At 74.1% G+C, this 15,473-nt stretch carries 14 protein-coding genes; 12 read left to right on the top strand and 2 right to left on the bottom strand.

Going from position 1 to position 15,473, the window contains the following annotated elements; all coding sequences use genetic code 11:
* Positions 1-446: 446 nt before the first annotated feature.
* Together mycP and ACIQUR_RS20430 are read left to right on the top strand one after the other, a co-directional pair.
* Positions 447-1,607 (top strand): type VII secretion-associated serine protease mycosin, encoded by a 1,161-nt coding sequence (gene mycP, locus ACIQUR_RS20435; protein ID WP_403665974.1) that lies wholly within the window; start codon positions 447-449, stop codon positions 1,605-1,607.
* Between the two features lie 22 nt (positions 1,608-1,629).
* A complete protein-coding gene (locus ACIQUR_RS20430; RefSeq protein WP_403665972.1) occupies positions 1,630-2,373 on the top strand; it encodes an SseB family protein in 744 nt (247 codons plus the stop codon).
* 123 nt (positions 2,374-2,496) lie between these two features.
* Here ACIQUR_RS20430 and ACIQUR_RS20425 read toward each other — a convergent pair whose 3' ends face one another.
* Entirely contained in the window at positions 2,497-2,883 is a 387-nt protein-coding gene (locus ACIQUR_RS20425; RefSeq protein WP_403665970.1) for a DUF1844 domain-containing protein, read from the bottom strand.
* A 425-nt stretch (positions 2,884-3,308) separates the two neighbouring features.
* On the opposite strand from ACIQUR_RS20425, the gene infC reads away from it, so the two are divergent.
* The 10 genes from infC (at position 3,309) to ACIQUR_RS20375 (ending at position 14,431) form a co-directional block, all read left to right on the top strand.
* Positions 3,309-3,971 (top strand): translation initiation factor IF-3, encoded by a 663-nt coding sequence (gene infC / locus ACIQUR_RS20420; RefSeq protein ID WP_403665968.1) that lies wholly within the window; start codon positions 3,309-3,311, stop codon positions 3,969-3,971.
* Positions 3,972-4,074: 103 nt separating this feature from the next.
* On the top strand, positions 4,075-4,269 hold the full coding sequence (gene rpmI / locus ACIQUR_RS20415; RefSeq protein ID WP_030192941.1) for a 50S ribosomal protein L35: 195 nt from the start codon (positions 4,075-4,077) through the stop codon (positions 4,267-4,269).
* 105 nt (positions 4,270-4,374) lie between these two features.
* The gene (gene rplT / locus ACIQUR_RS20410) at positions 4,375-4,761 is read left to right on the top strand and encodes a 50S ribosomal protein L20 (RefSeq protein ID WP_043227974.1); all 387 of its coding nucleotides are present in this window, start codon (positions 4,375-4,377) and stop codon (positions 4,759-4,761) included.
* 168 nt (positions 4,762-4,929) lie between these two features.
* Complete coding sequence (locus tag ACIQUR_RS20405; RefSeq protein ID WP_403665967.1) at positions 4,930-5,787, top strand: TrmH family RNA methyltransferase; 858 nt, start codon at positions 4,930-4,932, stop codon at positions 5,785-5,787.
* A 55-nt stretch (positions 5,788-5,842) separates the two neighbouring features.
* Positions 5,843-7,027 carry an ATP-binding protein gene (locus tag ACIQUR_RS20400; RefSeq protein ID WP_403665965.1) on the top strand — a complete coding sequence of 395 codons (1,185 nt, stop codon included), beginning with the start codon at positions 5,843-5,845 and terminating at the stop codon, positions 7,025-7,027.
* A gap of 149 nt (positions 7,028-7,176) precedes the next feature.
* On the top strand, positions 7,177-8,304 hold the full coding sequence (gene pheS / locus ACIQUR_RS20395; protein WP_403665963.1) for a phenylalanine--tRNA ligase subunit alpha: 1,128 nt from the start codon (positions 7,177-7,179) through the stop codon (positions 8,302-8,304).
* Positions 8,304-10,832: a phenylalanine--tRNA ligase subunit beta gene (pheT, locus tag ACIQUR_RS20390; RefSeq protein ID WP_403665961.1), complete on the top strand. Its 2,529-nt coding sequence runs from the start codon at positions 8,304-8,306 to the stop codon at positions 10,830-10,832. Before pheS ends, pheT begins: the two co-directional genes overlap by 1 nt.
* Before the next feature lie 266 nt (positions 10,833-11,098).
* Entirely contained in the window at positions 11,099-12,199 is a 1,101-nt protein-coding gene (locus tag ACIQUR_RS20385; RefSeq protein WP_403665959.1) for a PP2C family protein-serine/threonine phosphatase, read from the top strand.
* A gap of 281 nt (positions 12,200-12,480) precedes the next feature.
* Positions 12,481-13,815 carry a transcriptional regulator gene (locus ACIQUR_RS20380; RefSeq protein ID WP_403665957.1) on the top strand — a complete coding sequence of 445 codons (1,335 nt, stop codon included), beginning with the start codon at positions 12,481-12,483 and terminating at the stop codon, positions 13,813-13,815.
* 85 nt (positions 13,816-13,900) lie between these two features.
* Entirely contained in the window at positions 13,901-14,431 is a 531-nt protein-coding gene (locus ACIQUR_RS20375; RefSeq protein WP_403665955.1) for an NUDIX domain-containing protein, read from the top strand.
* A 90-nt stretch (positions 14,432-14,521) separates the two neighbouring features.
* On the opposite strand, the gene ACIQUR_RS20370 is transcribed toward ACIQUR_RS20375, so the two are convergent.
* A complete protein-coding gene (locus tag ACIQUR_RS20370; RefSeq protein ID WP_399947703.1) occupies positions 14,522-15,415 on the bottom strand; it encodes a 3-hydroxybutyryl-CoA dehydrogenase in 894 nt (297 codons plus the stop codon).
* Positions 15,416-15,473 lie beyond the last annotated feature (58 nt).

Below are 15,473 nucleotides of genomic sequence, written 5' to 3'. Positions count from 1 at the left end.
CCGCGCCCTCCGCCGGGCCCGGCGCCGCCGATGTGGCTCCGGCCCGGAGTACGGCTGCGAGTGCGGGCCCGGCTGCGGGTGGCGTTGCCCTGCGGGGCTGGTCCCCTACCCGCCCTTCCACCGTTCCCCGGGGCTCCGCCCCGGACCCCGGCTCCTCGGCGCCGGCCCCGCGGCGCGTGCCGCCGACCGTTCCGGGTTCCGCCGGGGGTGGGTTGGGCTCCGCCCGGGGTGTCGGGGCCTTGGCCTTGACGTCGCGGCGCGTGGTGCCGGTCCCTCGGCCGTCGGACCGAGTTCCCGGTGTTTCCGGGCGCGCGTCGGCCGGTCGGGCCGGCGGTCCCGGGCCGTTGGGGGTCCCCGGAGGCGGACCCCACCGCCTCGGCACCGCCGCCGGCCCCGGGCGCTCCGCGTCGGAGGGCCGGCGCGGGCGCGGTGACCGGCGGTGGGGGATGGCGCGGAGGGGCGGGGCCGTCCTCGCGTTCGGCCTCGCGGTCGTTCTCGGGGCCGGGAGCGGGGCCGCCCACGCCGATGGGATCCGGGACCGGGAGTGGGGGCTGAGCGCGCTGCACGCCAAGCGGGCCTGGGAGACCACCCGCGGCCAGGGCGTCACCGTCGCCGTGCTCGACACCGGGGTCGACGGCACCCACCCCGACCTGCGCGGCGCGGTGCTGCCCGGCACCGACCTCATCGGCTTCGGCGCGCAGCGCGGCCAGCGCTCCTGGGCCCGCCACGGCACCGCCATGGCCGGCATCATCGCGGGCCGCGGCCACGGCACCGGCCGCCGGCAGGGCGTACTCGGCATCGCGCCCGACGCCACCATCCTGCCCGTACGCGTGATCCTGGAGGAGGGCGACCCGGGCCGGGAGAAGGCCCGCGCCGACAAGGGCGGCGCGCTCGCCCAGGGCATCCGCTGGGCCGCCGACCACGGCGCCGACGTCATCAACCTCTCCCTCGGCGACGACAGCGAGTCCGCCCACCACGAGGCCGCCGAGGACGAGGCCGTCCAGTACGCCCTCGCCAAGGGCGTCGTGGTCGTCGCCTCCGCGGGCAACGGCGGCGAGCAGGGCGACCGGGCCTCCTACCCCGCCGCCTACCCCGGCGTGATCGCCGTCACGGCCGTCGACCGCGACGGGACCAAGGCCCCCTTCTCCACCCGCCGCTGGTACGCCACCGTCAGCGCCCCCGGCGTCGACATCGTGATCGCCGACCCCGACCGCAGCTACTACGAGGGCTGGGGCACCAGCGCGGCCGCCGCCTGGGTCTCCGGCACCGTCGCCCTGGTCCGCGCCGCCCACCCGGAACTCAGCCCCGCACAGATCAAGCGGCTGCTCGCGGACACCGCCCGCAACGCCCCCGCCGGCGGCCGCGACGACGCCCGCGGCCACGGCCTGGTCGACCCCGCCGCCGCGCTCGCCGCCGCGGAGGACCTCACCCCCGAGCCCGCGGTCCCGGTGCCGTCCCGGTTCCCCGCCGCCCACTTCGGGCCGGGACCCGACCCGGCCCGCCCACGGGAGCAGCGCGGCAGGCTCGTCGCCCCCGCCGCCGCGGCCGCCGGGGCGGCCCTGCTCGCCGCCGGCCTCGTCCTCGGGCGGCGGCGGCGCGCCCGCTAGCACCGGATAGGGTCGGGGGATTGTGGCGCACGAAAAGAACATCCCGGACCCCGGCTTCTCCGACGACGACGGCTCCGCCGACCCCCGGCTGAGCGCGGCCCTGGCCGCCTGGGCCGAGGACAGAACGGCCGAGCCCCTCCTGCTGGAGGCCCTCAAGGACGCCCGCCTGCTGGTGCCCGTCGTCGCCGTGCTCGGCGAGGTGGAGACCGACCCCGAGACCGGGCTGCGCCGCGAGAAGACCAGCGACATGGCCGTGCCCACCCTCACCGCGGGCGACCGCAGGGCCCTGCCCGCCTTCACCTCCCTCGCCTCGCTGGCCCTGTGGGACCCGAAGGCGCGCCCGGTCGCGGTGCCCCTGCACCAGGCCCTGCGCGCGGCCGCCCACGAGAAGGCCGACACCGTGGTCATCGACCTCGCCGGCCCCGTGCCCTACCAGCTCACCGGCTCCGCCCTGCTGGCCCTGGCCGAGGGCCGCACCACCGCCGACCCGCTCCGGGACCCGGCCGTCACCGGCGCGGTCCGCGCGGTGGTGGCCGCCGAGCCCGCGGTGGTACGCGCCCACCTGCTGCCCGGCGGGCCCGCGGCGGACGGCGTCCTCGCCGTGGTCCTGGACGCCCCCGCGGACGCGGTCCCGCAGGCGGCCCGCCGGGTGGCGGAGGCGCTGGCGGCCGACGAGACCCTGCGGGCCCGGCTGGTGCGGGGCCTGGACCTCGCGCTGCTGCCGGCCGACGCCGCCGCGCCGGGCGAGCCGCTCTTCGTACGCTGAGCCCTCTGCGGACGCCGGGACCTCTGCGTACGCGGGGACCTCTGCGCACGCCGGGACGCGGAACGCGCGAGAGGGGCCCGGGGAGAACCCCGGGCCCCTCTCGGTGCCGTACGGCGGGAGCGGTCAGGCGTAGACCGGGCCCGTGAACTTCTCGCCCGGGCCCTGGCCCGGCTCGTCCTGCACGACCGAGGCCTCGCGGAAGGCCAGCTGCAGCGACTTCAGGCCGTCGCGCAGCGGAGCCGCGTGGAAGGAGCTGATCTCGGTGGCGCTCGCGGTCACCAGCCCGGCCAGGGCGGTGATCAGCTTGCGGGCCTCGTCGAGGTCCTTGTGCTCGGAGTCCGGCTTGTCCAGGCCCAGGTTGACCGCGGCCGCGCTCAGCAGGTGCACCGCCACCGTCGTGATCACCTCGACCGCGGGCACGTCCGCGATGTCACGGGTCAGGGTGTCGTAGTCGGGAGCCTCGGGGGACCCGGAGGCCTCGGGGGCGGGGGAGGGCGTCGCGTCAGTCATGCCTCACACGATAAGCCGGACGGACGGAGGCGGACGACGCCCACCCGGCGGGGCCGCGGAACCCAGGGCCCCGACGACTTCCGGCCGCCGTCCCCGACCGGTTCCGGCCACCCGGTTCGCACCCGGGCCGTCCTCCTGCTAACCTTGTGTGACGACCGGCCGGATACGTGTGTAACCGGCCCACAAGTGGAGGCTCCGCACTCCCACCTGACCGTCCTCCGGGACGGCGGGTCACCGGTCAGGTGGCATCCATCGTTCCGTACGGACGATGGAAAGCCGCCCGAGTCTGCGCCCCGTGTGGTTCATACGGCGGTGCTCCGGTTGTATGAGGAGCTCCCGCCTGTGTCCGTACCGGGGCATTTTTCATGTCCCGGCGCGGTTCAGGTCGTACAGAACAGACGTCCGCGGCTGCCCCCCAGGCAGTCGTGTGGTGCTACCGAGGAGGATCCATCAGCGCCGAGCCCCGCATCAACGACCGGATTCGCGTTCCCGAGGTGCGACTTGTCGGTCCCAGCGGCGAGCAGGTCGGAATCGTTCCGCTTGCCAAGGCCCTGGAGCTTGCGCAGGAGTACGACCTCGACCTGGTCGAGGTCGCGGCGAACGCCCGTCCGCCCGTGTGCAAGCTCATGGACTACGGGAAGTTCAAGTACGAGTCGGCCATGAAGGCCCGTGAGGCGCGCAAGAACCAGGCGCACACGGTCATCAAGGAGATGAAGCTCCGGCCGAAGATCGACCCGCACGACTACGACACCAAGAAGGGTCACGTCGTCCGGTTCCTCAAGCAGGGCGACAAGGTCAAGATCACGATCATGTTCCGTGGTCGCGAGCAGTCCCGGCCGGAGCTCGGCTACCGACTGCTGCAGCGCCTGGCTGAGGACGTCCAGGACCTCGGTTTCGTCGAGTCGAACCCGAAGCAGGACGGCCGAAACATGATCATGGTCCTCGGTCCGCACAAGAAGAAGACCGAGGCGATGGCCGAAGCCCGCGAGGCGCAGGCCGCCCGCAAGGCCGAGCGCCAGGGTCAGCCCGCCGCGGAGTCCGCCGAGGTTCCGGCCGAGGCCTCCGCCGAGGAGACCGCCGAGGCCTGATTCCGGAGCAGCCTGCCCCGGATCAACCGACACAACATGACGCTCCCGCTCGCCGGTCCGCGAGGACCGGTGGGGGCGCCACCGACGAGGAGATAACGGCGCTATGCCGAAGAACAAGACGCACAGCGGTTCCAAGAAGCGCTTCAAGATCACCGGCTCCGGCAAGGTGCTCCGCGAGCGCGCCGGCAAGCGCCACCTGCTCGAGCACAAGTCGTCCAAGCTGACGCGTCGCCTCACCGGCAACGCCGAGATGGCCCCGGGCGACGCCGCGAAGATCAAGAAGCTTCTCGGCAAGTGACGTCAGCCGCTCCCCCTGCCGGGAGCGGAGACGTCTGGACCGGGACCCAATCGAATTTCCGGGCCGTGTGAGGACAACCACGGCCCCGCTACAAGGAGTTAACAAGTGGCACGCGTCAAGCGGGCGGTAAACGCCCACAAGAAGCGCCGGGCGATCCTCGAGGCGGCCTCCGGCTACCGCGGTCAGCGTTCGCGCCTGTACCGCAAGGCCAAGGAGCAGGTCACCCACTCGCTGGTCTACAACTACAACGACCGGAAGAAGCGCAAGGGCGACTTCCGTCAGCTGTGGATCCAGCGCATCAACGCCGCTGCCCGTCAGAACGGCATGACCTACAACCGCCTCATCCAGGGTCTGAAGGCCGCCAACATCGAGGTGGACCGCAAGATCCTCGCGGAGCTGGCCGTCAACGACTCCAACGCGTTCGCCGCGCTGGTCGAGGTCGCGCAGAAGGCCCTCCCGGCCGACGTGAACGCGCCGAAGGCCGCCGCGTAAGGCCTCGCCGGCCGCATTCCCGGCCGGCAGTCACGGACCCGCAGGCGACATGCCTGCGGGTCCGTGTGCGTTCACACGTACCGTCGTCCGGCCGCCCGGCGGGACCGGACCGCATCCCGGCCCCGGCCGCCCGCCGCCGGCGCCCCCGACCAGAGAGACCGCCGCGTCATGAGCACCCCCGCCGAGCCGATCTCCCCGCGATCCCCCCGCGTGGCCGCCGCCAGACGGCTCGCCCGGCGCAACTTCCGCACCAAGGAGCGCCGCTTCATCGCCGAGGGCCCCCAGGCCGTGCGCGAGGCCGTCGCCCACCGCGGCGAGCACGGCCCCACCCTGATCGAGCTGTTCTCGACGGCCGAGGCCGCCGAGCGGTACGCCGACATCATCGACGCGGCCCGCGCCGCCGGCGCCCGCGTCCACCACGCCTCCGACGAGGTGCTCGCCGAGGTCTCCCAGACCGTCACCCCCCAGGGCCTGGTCGGCGTCTGCCACTTCCTCGACTCGCCCTTCGAGGAGATCATCAAGAGCCGGCCCCGGCTCGTCGCCGTGCTCGCCCACGTCCGCGACCCCGGGAACGCCGGCACCGTGCTGCGCTGCGCCGACGCCGCGGGCGCCGACGCCGTGATCCTCACCGACGCCTCCGTCGACCTCTACAACCCCAAGTCCGTACGGGCCTCCGTCGGCTCCCTCTTCCACCTGCCGGTCGCCGTCGGCGTCCCGGTGGAGCAGGCCGTGGCCGGCCTCCGCGAGGCGGGCGTACGGATCCTGGCCGCCGACGGCGCCGGCCGGGAGGACCTGGACGCCGAGCTCGACGCCGGCACCATGGGCGGCCCCTCCGCCTGGGTCTTCGGCAACGAGGCCTGGGGCCTGCCGGAGGAGACCCGGGCCCTGGCCGACGCGGTCGTGCGGGTCCCCATCCACGGCAAGGCCGAGAGCCTGAACCTCGCCACGGCCGCCGCCGTGTGCCTGTACGCGTCCGCGCGTGCACAGCGGGCTCCCGGAGGGTGCCGCTCCGTGACCCCCAGCTAGTAATGTGACGCCCCGGGGGCCCACTGCGCTCCTCGGAGATGTGGGGTACGGGGACATGACCGTCGGGACGAACAGCTCACCGAGGGCCGCAGGGGCGGACGGAACTCCGCCCCTGCCCGCCGCGCAGCCCGGGGACCTGCCGCCCGGCGCGCCGGGCGTCCCCGCGCAGCCCGGCCCCGCCGCCGGGGCGCGGCCCGCCGTCGACCCGGACGACCTGCCCGACGGGCTGGTCATCGCCGACGCCGCCGGCCGCGTCGTCTGCTTCAACCGGGCCGCCGCCCGCCTCACCGCCACCGACCCCGCACGGGCCCTCGGCAGCCGCATCGAGCAGGCCCTCCCGCTGGAGGACCTCGACGGCCGCCACTGGTGGACGCTCACCGACCCGTACGGCGGCCTCGCCACCCGCCGCGGCCAGCCCGAGCGGAACCTGCTCCTGCCCGGCGGCCGGGAGGTCCTGGTCTCCGCCCGGTACGTCCGCACCCGCCCCACCGGGCCCCTCAGCAGCCTCGTGGTGAGCCTGCGCGGCACCGAGGCCCGCCGCCGCACCGAGCGCAGCCACGCCGAGCTGATCGCCACCGTCGCCCACGAGCTGCGCTCCCCGCTGACCTCGGTCAAGGGCTTCACGGCGACGCTCCTGGCCAAGTGGGAGCGGTTCACCGACGACCAGAAGCGGCTGATGCTGGAGACCGTCGACGCCGACGCGAACCGGGTCACCCGGCTGATCGCCGAGCTGCTCGACATCTCCCGGATCGACTCCGGCCGCCTGGAGGTGCGCCGCCAGCCCGTCGACATCGCGACCGCCGTCGGCCGGCACGTCCAGGCCCTCACCGCGAACGGCCAGGCCCCCGAACGCTTCCTGGTCCGCATCGGCCGGCCGCTGCCCGACCTGTGGGCCGACCCCGACAAGATCGACCAGGTGCTCGGCAACCTCCTCGAAAATGCGGTGCGGCACGGCGAGGGAACCGTCACCATCGACGTGGCACCCGCGCACACCAAGAACGAGAAGGGAACGGCGGTCACGGTGACGGATGAGGGCCCCGGCATCCCCGAGGAGTCCATGGGCCGCGTGTTCACCCGCTTCTGGCGGGGCAGCAAGCGCGGCGGGACCGGGCTGGGCCTGTACATCGTCAAGGGGATCGTCGAGGCCCACGGCGGCACGATCACGGTCGGCCGCGGACCCGGCGGCGGCGCCGAGTTCCGATTTACCCTGCCCGTGGGCGCGCCTGCCTACCTCTCGTGACCATCCCGAGAGTCTCGCCAGGCGGCCCACGGGCTCCTTCACGCCCGCCCGCCCCGTAGACTCGTCCTTTGGCACCTTTGCGTCCCTTTGACGAACTCAACCGGTCGGAGCGGGGACCACCAGCCAGCCCATCGGAAGTACGGGAAGAGATGTCGGCACCGAACAAGTCGTACGACCCTGTCGAGGTCGAGGCACTGAAACCGGAAGAGATCGAGCGCATGCGGGACGAGGCGCTCGCCGCCTTCGCGGCCGCCGGCGACCTCGACGCACTGGCGCAGGCGAAGACCGCCCACACCGGCGGCACCTCGCCGCTCGCCCTCGCCAACCGCGAGATCGGCGCCCTGCCGCCCCAGGCCAAGGCCGAGGCGGGCAAGCGCGTGGGCCAGGCCCGCGGCGCCGTGAACAAGGCGTTCGCGGAGCGCCTCGCGCAGCTGGAGGCCGAGCGCGACGAGCGCGTGCTGGTCGAGGAGGCGGTGGACGTCACGCTGCCGTACGACCGCACCCCCGCCGGCGCACGCCACCCCCTGACGACGCTGATGGACCGCATCGCGGACGTCTTCGTCGCCATGGGCTACGAGGTGGCCGAGGGCCCCGAGGTCGAGGCGGAGTGGTTCAACTTCGACGCCCTCAACTTCACGCCCGACCACCCGGCGCGGCAGATGCAGGACACCTTCTTCGTCCAGGGCCCCGAGGGCGTCGAGGGCGACGAGTCCGGTGTCGTGCTGCGCACCCACACCTCCCCGGTGCAGGCCCGCTCGCTGCTCGACCGGGAGCCGCCGGTCTACGTGGTGTGCCCGGGCCGGGTGTTCCGCACGGACGAGCTCGACGCCACCCACACCCCGGTCTTCCACCAGATCGAGCTGCTGGCCGTCGACGAGGGCCTGACCATGGCCGACCTCAAGGGCACCCTGGACCACATGGTCCAGGCGCTCTTCGGTCCGGACATGACCACCCGGCTGCGCCCGAACTTCTTCCCGTTCACCGAGCCGTCCGCCGAGATGGACATGCAGTGCTACGTGTGCCGCGGCGCCTCGGTGGGCAACCCCGACCGCCCCTGCCGCACCTGCTCCAGCGAGGGCTGGATCGAGCTCGGCGGCTGCGGCATGGTCAACCCCAAGGTGCTGACCGCCTGCGGCGTGGACCCGGAGAAGTACAGCGGATTCGCCTTCGGGTTCGGCATCGAGCGGATGCTGATGTTCCGCCACAACGTGGAAGACATGCGAGACATGGTCGAGGGTGACGTCCGGTTCACCCGGCCGTTCGGGATGGAGATCTGATGCGGGTCCCGCTTTCTTGGCTGCGGGAGTACGTCGACCTGCCTGCGGGCGAGACCGGTCGCGACGTGCAGGCCAAGCTCATCGACGCCGGTCTCGAGGTCGAGACCGTCGAGCAGCTCGGCGCCGGCCTCAAGGGCCCCCTGGTCGTCGGTCAGGTGCTCACCATCGAGGAGCTGACGGAGTTCAAGAAGCCGATCCGCTTCTGCACCGTCGACGTCGGCGGGGCCAACGGCACCGGCGAGCCCCAGGAGATCGTCTGCGGCGCCCGCAACTTCTCCGTGGGCGACAAGGTCGTCGTGGTCCTGCCCGGCGCCGTCCTGCCCGGCGACTTCGCGATCGCCTCGCGCAAGACGTACGGCAAGACCTCCCACGGCATGATCTGCTCCGGCGACGAGCTGGGCATGGGCGACGACGGCTCCGGCGGCATCATCGTGCTGCCCCCGGAGATCGAGGTCGGCACCGACGCGATCGAGCTCCTGGAGCTCGTCGACGAGGTCCTCGACATCGCCGTCACCCCGGACCGCGGCTACTGCCTGTCCCTGCGCGGCGTGGCCCGCGAGACCGCCACCGCGTACGGCCTGCCGCTGCGCGACCCGGCGCTGCTCGACGTGCCGGCCCCGAACTCGTACGGCTACCTCGTCAAGGTCGCCGACCCGACCGGCTGCGACCGCTTCACCGCGCGCACCATCACGGGTCTCGACCCCGAGGCGAAGTCGCCGATCTGGCTCAAGCGCCGCCTCCAGAAGGCCGGCATGCGCCCGATCTCGCTGGCCGTCGACGTCACGAACTACGTGATGCTGGAGCTCGGCCAGCCGCTCCACGCCTACGACCGCTCCCGCCTGGACGGCCCCATCGGCGTCCGCCGCGCCGAGCAGGGCGAGGCGTTCACCACCCTCGACGGCGTCAAGCGCACCCTCGACGCCGAGGACCTGGTGATCACCGACAACAGCGGGCCGATCGGCCTCGCCGGTGTCATGGGCGGTGCCAACACCGAGATCGCCGACTCCGTCACCGACCCGGAGACGGGCGTCGTCACCGGCACCACGGACGTCGTGATCGAGGCCGCGCACTTCGACCCGATCACGATCTCCCGCACGGCCCGCCGCCACAAGCTGTCCTCGGAGGCCTCCAAGCGCTTCGAGCGCGGCGTGGACCCGCAGGCCGCGGCGGCCGCCGCGCAGCGGACCGTCGACCTGCTGGTGCTGCTCGCGGGCGGCACCGCCGAGGCGGGCGTGACCGAGCTGACCGCCCCGGTCGCCCCGCGCACCGTCGCCATGCGCGCGGACCACCCGGACCGGGTGGCCGGCATGGACTACGGCCGCGAGACCGTCGTACGCCGCCTCCAGGAGATCGGCTGCGACGTCTACGGCCAGGACGAGCTCGTCGTCACCGTCCCGTCGTGGCGTCCCGACCTCGCCGAGCCGAACGACCTCGCCGAGGAGGTCATCCGGCTGGAGGGCTACGCCAACCTGCCGTCGACCCTCCCGCAGGTGCCCACCGGCCGCGGCCTGACCGCCCGGCAGCAGCTGCACCGCCGGGTCGGCCGCGCGCTGGCCGGCGCCGGCTACGTCGAGGCGCTGAACTACCCGTTCATCGGGGAGGGCGTCTTCGACCAGCTCCAGCTGCCCGCGCACGACGCGAGCCGGCAGGTCGTCCGGCTGGTCAACCCGCTCTCCGACGAGGAGCCGGCGCTGCGCACCACGCTGCTGCCGGGCCTCCTCCAGGCGCTGCGCCGGAACGACAGCCGCGGCAGCCACGACCTCGCGCTGTTCGAGACCGGTCTGGTCTTCCGGGCCGGCACCGAGCCGGGCGTCGCGGTGCGGCTGCCCGTCGACCGCCGTCCCACCGACGACGAGGTGGCCACGCTCAACGCGGCGCTGCCCGCGCAGCCGCGGCACGCCGCGGTCGTGCTGGCCGGTGCGCGCGAGCAGGCCGGCTGGTGGGGCAAGGGCCGTCCCGCGGAGTGGGCCGACGCCGTCGAGGCCGCCCGTTCCCTGGCCCGCGAGGCCGGCACCCCGCTGGTGGTCCGCCAGGGCCAGTACGGCCCCTGGCACCCGGGCCGCTGCGCCGAGCTGCTGGTCACCCTCGACGGGGTGGAGCAGGTCATCGGCCACGCCGGCGAGCTGCACCCGCGCGTGACCAAGGCGCTGGGCCTGCCGGCCCGCACCTGCGCCATGGAGATCGACCTCGACCGGCTGCAGAGGGCCGGCGGGGAGGCGCTCCAGGCGCCGCGCATCTCCACCTTCCCGGTGGCCACCCAGGACGTCGCGCTGATCGTCGACGCCTCGGTCCCGGCCGCGACGGTGGAGGCCGCGCTGCGCAAGGGCGCCGGTGAACTGCTGGAGTCGCTGCGGCTGTTCGACGTGTTCACGGGCGAGCAGGTGGGCGAGGGCAAGAAGTCCCTCGCGTACGCGCTGCGCTTCCGTGCCGCGGACCGCACGCTGACGGCCGAGGAGTCCACGGCCGCCCGCGACGCGGCGGTCGCCCTGGCCGCCGAGCGCACCGGGGCCGTGCTGCGCGGAGCGTAGGTCTGCCGAAGCCACGGCCGGCGAGTGAGCCGAAGGGCTGCGGCCCTGTGAGCTCGGCTCCAAGCGGCCCGTAGGCGAACCGAGCCGCGAAAGAGGGGCGCATCCGGAGACGGATGCGCCCCTCTTCTGTGGGTTGCGGGCGGGGGCCTCACTCATTCGGGTGAGTTCTGTCCCGCAGGGCCTTGAGGGATTCCGGCCGGTGGACACAATCGATCCGGCCGTGGGGCAACCGGCCCTCTACCTCAGGTTCCGGGGAGGCCGGCGGCATGATGGGAATCCGGGCCTGGCTGGCCCCGCGGGTCGCCGGCCCGGCACGCGGTGACGTCCCCCGGGTGCGCCGGGCGTGCCTCCTCGCCTGGGGTGCCGCCACGGTCCTGTGGGAACTGGCTTCGCCGGCCTCCGCCGGCCCGCTGCTGCCGCGCCTCGCCACCTGCGCCGCCTTCCTGCTGCTGGCCACCGGCGCCGCGCTGTCGATCCGGCAGGGGCTGCTGGGCGAGCTGCGCCGCACCCAGGAGATCGCCGGGGCCGCCCAGCGGGTGCTGCTGCGGCCGCTGCCGCCGCGGATGGACGGCCTGGCCCTCGCCTCCACCCAGGTGTCCGCGAGCCGGGGCGCCTCGGTGGGCGGGGACCTGTACGACGCGGTGCCGACGGCGTACGGGGTGCGGGTGGTCATCGGGGACGTCCGCGGGCACGGGCTGCCCGCGCTGGGCGCCGCCGCCGCGGTCCTGGGGAGCTTCCGCGAGGCGGCGTACGACGAGCCGACCCTGGGCGGGGTGCTCCGGCGCATGGAGCGCGCCCTGGGCCGTCACCTGCGCGACCGGTCCCGCGCCGAGCACCCGGCCGCCTGCCCGGCCGAGCCGGATGCGCCGGCCGCCGAGGAGTTCGTCACCGTACTGCTGCTGGAGATCGACGCGGACGGCTGCCTCCGGGCCCTCAACTGCGGCCACCCCTGGCCCTATCGGCTCCGCGGGCCCGCCCTGGACGGTCCGGGCCGTGCCGAACCGGTCACCGGCGCCGAGACGTTGCCGCCGCTGGGCGTGCTGCCCCTGCCCGACCGCCTGCCGCCGCAGCTGCGCACCTGGCTCGGTCCGGGCGACTCCCTCTTCCTCCACACCGACGGCGTCGCCGACGCGCGGGACCGGGACGGCCGGTACTTCCCGCTGCGCGGCGCCCTCACCTCGGCCGCCGGTACGGCGTGCACGCCCGCGGGCCTGGTCGCGGACGTGCACGCCGCGCTGCTGCGCCACACCGGCGGGCGGCTCGCCGACGACGTCGCCCTGCTGGTGGTGCGCAACGACCGCCGCCTGGTGCCCGTGCAACCGAACGGGCAGGCGGTGTGCCGGGCAGCGAGCCCGCACGGGACCTGACAGGTCCCGAGAGCGGGCCCTCATGGCGGCGGCCGCAGGTGCGCCGCCCGCCCTGCCGCGGAGTGTCGGGCAGACAGCAGGGCGGGCGGCGCTGGTACGGGCCGTCGCACTGTACGAGGGGGAGCCGACGGCCCGGGCTGCCTCTTGGCGAGGCGCTTCAGTCAACCGGTCCGGGCCCCGCCGCGGCAGGGTGCGCCGCGCATTTATGCGCGCACTCGATTCACACCCCGTGTGAACTTCCGGGCCACTAGGCTGACTCCGACGAGCCCTTGGAGGGGCCCATGCAGCCCAATGCCCTGCTCGACGCCCTCCTCGACGAGGCGGGCATCTCACACGCCGGCCTCGCGGCCCGCGTGAACCTCGCGGGCCGCTCGCGGGGACTGGCCCTGCGGTACGAACACACCGCCGTGGCCCGGTGGTTGAAGGGCCAGCGGCCGCGCGGCCGGGTGCCGGACCTGATCTGCGAGGTGCTGGCGGACCGGCTCGACCGCCCGGTCACCCTCGACGACATCGGCCTCGGACTGCCGGGCCGGCCCGGGGGCGCCACCCCGCTCAGCGGCTTCGTGGACCGGGCCACCGCGCTGTGGCGCTCGGACGACCAGGGCCGCACCCGGCAGCTCTCGCCGGTGGCGCTCACCGGCACCCCCGCGGTGATCCCGGTGTGGGAGTGGGAGAACCCGCCCGAGGACGCCGACGTCTCCCGGGCCGGGCCCACGCCCGTGGGCCCGGAGCACATCGAGATGCTGCGCGCGGCGCGGGCGCACTACGAGCTGATGTACCGCCGGGCGGGCGGGATGGCGACCCGGGCGAGGATCGTGCCCTTCCTCGGCAGCGAAACCGCGCCGCTCCTGCGGGGCAGCTATCCGGACTCCCTGGGGCGGCAGTTGCACCGGGCCACCGGCTCGCTGGTGGCGGTGGCCGGCATCTGCGCGTACGACTCCGACGCGCACGGCCTCGCGCAGCGCTACTTCCACCAGGCGCTGCGGCTGGCGAAGGCCAGCGGGGACCGGGGGCTGGGGGCGTACGTGATCGCCCTCATCGTCAACCAGTCGCTGTACCTGCGCGAGTACCGGCAGGCCGTGGCCTTCGCGGAGGCGGCGCTGCGGGCCGCCGGGTCCCGGATCAGCCCGGCGCTGGCCGCCGACCTGTACGCGATGCAGGCGAAGGCGTACGCCCACCTCGGCGACGCCCCCGGGGCGCTGGCCTGTATCCGCCGGGCGGAGGACGCCGCGGGGCGGATCCTGCGGGGCAGCGAGCCGGCCGAGACCGGGTACGTACAGCCGGGTCTGGTGAACGTCCAGGTGGCCGAGGCGCTGCTGAGCCTGGGGGACCTGCCCGCGGCGTACGAGCAGGCCGCGGCGGCCGTGGACACCCCGGCGCACGACCGCGGGCGGGTGCACCGGCTGGCGATGCTGTGCGAGGTGCAGCTCCGGCAGGGTGAGCCGGACCGGGCGGCGGAGGCGGCGCGTGAAATGGCCGAAAAGGCACGGGGGATGGAGTCCCGGCGGCTGCGCGAACGGCTGGCCGCGGTCCGGGCCCAGCTGCTGAGCAGCGGCAGCGTGCGGGCCCAGGAGACGGCGGAGCTGATCGACGGGGCGCTGCGGGTCCCGCTGTAAGGGCCGCCGGGGCCGTCGTCGGTTCCGCCGCCCGGGGCCAACTGCTGCGATGTTGCCACCCATTCGAACGGAAGGTGGCAGAACCGTGCAGTGGACGAACCTGAGTGAACAGACGGTCTACCGCAACCGGTGGTTCCAGGTGAACCTCGCCGACGTCGAACTGCCCGACGGGCGGCACCTGGACCACTTCCTGATCCGGCTGCGGCCGGTCGCGGTGGCGACGGCGGTCAACGCGGCCAACGAGGTGCTGCTGCTGTGGCGGCACCGGTTCATCACCGACAGCTGGGGCTGGGAACTGCCCGCCGGGGTGGTCGAGGACGGCGAGGACATCGAGGCGGCGGCCGCCCGGGAGATGGAGGAGGAGACGGGCTGGCGCCCGGGCCCCCTGCGCCACCTGCTGACCGTCGAGCCCTCCAACGGGCTCTCCGACGCCCGGCACCACCTCTACTGGGCGGAGGAGGCGGAGTACACCGGCCACCCGGAGGACGCCTTCGAGTCCTCGCGCCGGGAGTGGGTGCCGCTCAAGCTGGTGCCGGACATGATCGCCCGGGGCGAGATACCGGCCGCCAACATGGCGGCCGGCCTCCTCCTGCTCCATCACCTGCGGCTGGGCTGACGGGCCCCGCCCCCACCCCCGCCCCCCGTCCGGGTGAACCGGACGCCGGCGGGGGCTGGTCCGTACGGCTGAACCGGCTGTGCGGTCCGGTCAGCCGTACGGGTAGAAGCCGGAGCCCGTCTTGCGGCCGAGGCGGCCGGCGTCGACCATCCGCTGCAGCAGCGGCGGGGCCGCGTACAGGGGCTCCTTGTACTCGGCGTACATCGAGTCGGCGATCGAGACGATGGTGTCCAGGCCGATCAGGTCGGACAGCTTCAGCGGGCCCATGGGGTGGGCGCAGCCCAGCTCCATGCCGTTGTCGATGTCCTCGCGGCTGGCGATGCCCGACTCGAACATCCGGATCGCGGAGAGCAGGTACGGCACCAGCAGCGCGTTGACCACGAAACCGGACCGGTCCTGGGCGCGGACCGCGTGCTTGCCGAGCACGTCCCGCACCAGGGCCTCGGACCGCTTGACGGTCTCGTCGCCGGTGGTGAGCGCCGGGATCAGCTCGACGAGCTTCTGGACCGGGGCCGGGTTGAAGAAGTGGATGCCGATCACCTGGTCGGGCCGCGAGGTCGCGACCGCCAGCTTCACCAGCGGGATGGAGGAGGTGTTGGACGCGAGGATCGCGTCGGGACGGGTGACGACCTGGTCCAGGACCTGGAAGATCTCCGTCTTGACCTGCTCGTTCTCGACGACCGCCTCGATGACGAGGTCACGGTCGGCGAACTCGCCGAGGTCGGTGGTGAACGAGAGGCGGGCCAGGGTGGCGTCCCGCTCCTCCTCGCTGATCTTGCCGCGTTCGGCGGCCTTGGTCAGGGAGTTGTACAGCCGGGTACGTCCGATCTCCAGGGCCCCGCCGGTGGTCTCGGCGACCTTGACCTCGAGACCGCTGCGGGCGCACACCTCGGCGATGCCCGCGCCCATCTGGCCACAGCCCACTACGCCGACGCGTGCGATGTCGGTAGGGAGGTCCGTCACATCGTGCCTTTCGCTGTTCATCCTCGGCGGGTCCCCCGTGGTCAGTGGTTACTGCGTTCCGGCGCCCGCCACGCCCCCC

Source organism: Streptomyces sp. NPDC101132 (assembly GCF_044759225.1).
GTDB lineage: Bacteria > Actinomycetota > Actinomycetes > Streptomycetales > Streptomycetaceae > Streptomyces.
Note: the sequence above shows the minus strand (reverse complement) of the source record. Positions and strands in the feature narration are given on the sequence as shown.